The organism is Oerskovia sp. NPDC056781, assembly GCF_042789955.1.
In the GTDB taxonomy this organism is placed as follows: Bacteria; Actinomycetota; Actinomycetes; order Actinomycetales; family Cellulomonadaceae; genus Oerskovia; species Oerskovia rustica.
In genome coordinates this window covers 1-3,818 of record NZ_JBHUAD010000307.1, presented here as the reverse complement: position 1 = coordinate 3,818, position 3,818 = coordinate 1, and the positions used below count along the sequence as shown (strand labels likewise).

Below are 3,818 nucleotides of genomic sequence, written 5' to 3'. Positions count from 1 at the left end.
GCCCCACCCCGTCGGGGAGGGAATGGCGCTCACGAGGGCATCGGTGTCCCCGAGAGGGACGAGGAGGCAAGCTGGCCGGGCGGCCGGCGGGACGCGCTGGAACACGCACCGTCGGCCACCCGGCCGGAGGAACCTCGGTCCGTCGCGCACGTGACGGGGACCACCCGCACGACCGACCGAGGCGGTCTCAGGAGTCGGCGCCGACGGCCACCCGCTCCGGGGTGGCGGTGGGAGCCTCGGCCTTCCGGTGGCGCAGCACACGACGCGTCACCATGAACCCGCCGGCCAGCACCAGGAGGCCGATCAGCACGGTCGCGCCGATCTGGATGTAGACCCAGGTCGGCGGCGTGTAGGTGACCGTCGCCCCGGGCGCGAGCCCGTTCATGGCGTTGGAGTTGGCGACCGTGAACAGGATGTTGTGGGTCGCCTCACGGATGTCCGTGACCGCCTTGGCCGACGTGGTGTCGCCGAGGGACTTCGACGGCTGGAAGGTCAGGGTGAGGTCCGTTCCGGCGCTGATGCTCTGGTTCGGGTTCATGTACGGGTACAGGTTGAAGTCCGAGATCGCGAAGCCCTCGAAACCCCACTCGGTGCGCAGGACGTTCGTCATGAGCGCCTCGGAGCCACCGGCCCACGTCGCGCCGATGCGGTTGAACGAGCTCATGATGCTGCCCGCACCGATCGTCGTCTCCGAGATCGTGCCCTCGTCGTCGGACACGTACTGCACGTCCATGGTGATGCCCTTGACGGCCATCTCGAACGGCTTGAGGTAGATCTCTCGGATCGTCTGCTCGGTCGCCCACGTCGCGATGCCGTTGTTGACGCGGTTCGTCTCCTGCTCGTTGAGCGCGAAGTGCTTGAGCGCGGTGTAGACGCCCTTCGTCGCGGCACCGTTGGCCACCGAGGTCGCCATCGCGCCCGAGAGGAACGGGTCCTCCGAGTAGTACTCGAAGTTGCGACCACCGAACGGTGAACGGTGCAGGTTCATCGCCGGTGCGTACCAGCCGTTGATGCCCTTGAACATCGCCTCGTTGCCGAGCATCTCGCCCATGGCTGCACCGAGCTCGACGTCCCACGTCTGAGCGATGAGGAACTCCGAGGGGTAGGCCACCCCGTTGATCGAGGAGTTGATGAACGAGGAGAAGCCGGCGGGTCCGTCGGGCTCGACGGTCTGCGGCTTGGCGATCGAGCCGATGGCGGCCGTCTGGTAGGCGCCGTTGAGCAGCATGGACGTCATGTCGCCGACGGAGACCGCGTCGAGCAGCTCGTCCCACTTCGGGTCGTCCTTGGGCAGGCCGCGCATGTCGACGAGGGTCAGGTCCGTCTGCGCACCGGTCGTGGGCTTCTCGCCCTCGAACGCCGCCGCTGCCGCCTCGAGGTCCCAGGGCTCGAAGCCCTTCTGGACGGCCTCGTCGGCGACGAGCATGTCGGCGGTCGGCGCCTTCGGGAACGTACCGGCGAAGTCCGCGCGGGACATCGACAGGATCTTGCCGTCGGTCGGCTCGGTGCTGAACTGCGCCGAGACGTCGTCGAACTGGTTCGTGACCTCGGCGAGGTCCGTCGCACGGTGGGCGTCACCCGAGTACACGACGTCGGAGTCGACCGTGTAGACGACGGGCTCCGTGCCCGGAGCGACGGTGTGGGAGTCGGTCCGCAGCGAGATGCTGTAGTCGCCCGCCTCGAGGACGTACGCCTTGTTGCCCAGGTGGTCGTAGGACGCCATGTCCTCGACGGCGAGGTCGATCGTGACCGTCTCGCTCGCGCCGGGCTCCAGGAGACCCGTCTTCGTGAAGCCACCGAGCACGACCTCGGACTTCTCGATGCCGCCCGCCGTGTAGGGAGCGGAGTAGTAGAGCTCGACGACGTCCTTGCCCGCGGTGGCGCCCGTGTTCGTGACCTCGACGGTCACGGAGATCTTCCCGTCGACCTCGCCGGCCTCGGTGCTGACGACCTTCCAGGCGAAGTCGGAGTAGCTCAGGCCGTACCCGAAGGGGTAGACGACGGCCTCGTCGTAGTCGATGAAGCCCTCGGCCGCCGCGGTCTCGTAGTAGCGGTAGCCGAAGTAGATGCCCTCGGCGTAGTTCACGAACGGGGCGTCGGACGTGAGTGTCGCGTTGGAGGTGGCCTTCTCGATCGCGGGGACCGGGAAGGACGCCTCGATGTTGTCGTAGACGAACCCGCCGAAGTTGGCGAACGTCGGGTCGGCCGTGAAGTCGGCAGCCCACAGGTCCGCGGTGCGGCCGGACGGGTTCACGTCGCCCGCGAGGATGCGCCCCAGGGCGCTGAGGCCCGTGGCGCCGGGTGAACCGGCCAGCAGGATCGAGTCGATCTCAGGGTCGTCCTGCAGCGCGCCCATCTCGATCGTCGTGGAGGAGTTGACGACGACGACCACGTTCTCGAAGCTCGACTTCGCGAGCTCGATCATGTCCTTCTCGTCCTGGTTCAGCTCGAGCTGGTGCTGACCGGGTGCGGCGTTGTCGTCCCAGCCGGTCATGTCCTGCGTGAGGTCGCCGCCCTCACCACCGGGGCGACCGACGAACACGACGGCGGCGTCGGAGTAGTCGGCGAACGACGCGGACTGCGCCTCGTACTCGCCCACCGGCAGCTCACCGATGTAGTAGGTGGAGATGTCGGGGCGGTCCATCTCGATGTAGCCCCGGGGGTTCTCCGCAGCGAACTCCTCGATCGTGGTGAAGACCTGGTCGTTCACCTCGAAGCCGGCGTTCTCCAGCCCGGCACGGGCGGTGACCGCCGAGTTCGTGTCGACCGAGCCGGAGCCCGAGCCGCCGAACACCGGGTCCGCAGCCGCGCGCCCCAGCATCGTCACGCGCGAGCTCGTCGCCAGGGGAAGCGTGCCCGCCTCGTTCTTGGCCAGGACGATGCCGCCTGCCGCGATCTCCTCGACGAGGGACCTGGCCGCCTCGTCGACCTCCTCGATGCTGCCGAAGTCGGACGTGTAGTACTCGGTGTCCCAGCCCGCGGACTCGGCCGCGTTCGTGAACTCGTACGTACCGGAACCGAACTGGGACGCGACCCAGCCGCCGGCGACGTTGAGCGCCACGTTCGCGACGACCGTCACGACCGTCACCGTGGCGAGGGCGGGGGCCCAGATCCACAGGTACTTCTTGTTCGACATCGGCTTCTTCTGCCGGTCGGCGTTGTTCGCCTTGGCGTTCACTGCATTCCTCCTCGAGTGCGGGCAGCGATCAGGTCATGGGGATCGCCGGCTTGCGCCGCGGACGTGACGCACTGCCAGCGTCTCGTCGTGATGGGTCGACGGCCCGGTCCCGCGGACGTCGTCTGGCCAGGGACCGGGCGGTGCTCCGTGGAGCTACTCCGAGACCTCGGAGATCTTTCCGTCCTGGTCGATCTGCCACGTCTGGCCGGTAGCGGCCGAGTCGCCCTCGATCGTGAACTTGCCGTCCTTGATGTCGACCGTGCCCTGCACGCGCGACGCGGCGTCCGAGGCCGTGTAGGGCACCACGAGAAGGCCGTACTTGACGGTCGGGGCCTTGACGTCGCTGGCAAGCATAATCTGGGCCCAGGAGTCGTCCTCGGCCAGGGCGTCCGCCACGGCCGTCTTGGCGTTCTCGAGGTCTTCCTTGATGTCGACGTCGGCGGCCTGCTCCGCGGAGGCGTTCGCGCCGGAGTCGCTGTCGCCGCTGCCGCAGGCGGTGAGCCCGAAGAGCCCCGTCAGGCCCAGCACGACGCCGAGGCCGGTGGTCAGCACCTTGTTCTGCTTCACTTCTGCTCCTTGGTGAGTTCTGGCCGCGAGAGCGTCCCGCAGCCTTACGGGTGTACCGGGGCGTCCACGGGAC

General features: G+C 68.0%; 2 protein-coding genes. Both read right to left on the bottom strand.

The window, feature by feature from the left end:
• Positions 1–187: 187 nt before the first annotated feature.
• The gene (locus ACFRCR_RS17560; RefSeq protein WP_377679342.1) at positions 188–3,178 is read right to left on the bottom strand and encodes a glycoside hydrolase family 3 C-terminal domain-containing protein; all 2,991 of its coding nucleotides are present in this window, start codon (positions 3,176–3,178) and stop codon (positions 188–190) included.
• Between the two features lie 153 nt (positions 3,179–3,331).
• Positions 3,332–3,745 carry a hypothetical protein gene (locus ACFRCR_RS17555; RefSeq protein WP_191796819.1) on the bottom strand — a complete coding sequence of 138 codons (414 nt, stop codon included), beginning with the start codon at positions 3,743–3,745 and terminating at the stop codon, positions 3,332–3,334.
• Positions 3,746–3,818: the final 73 nt, after the last annotated feature.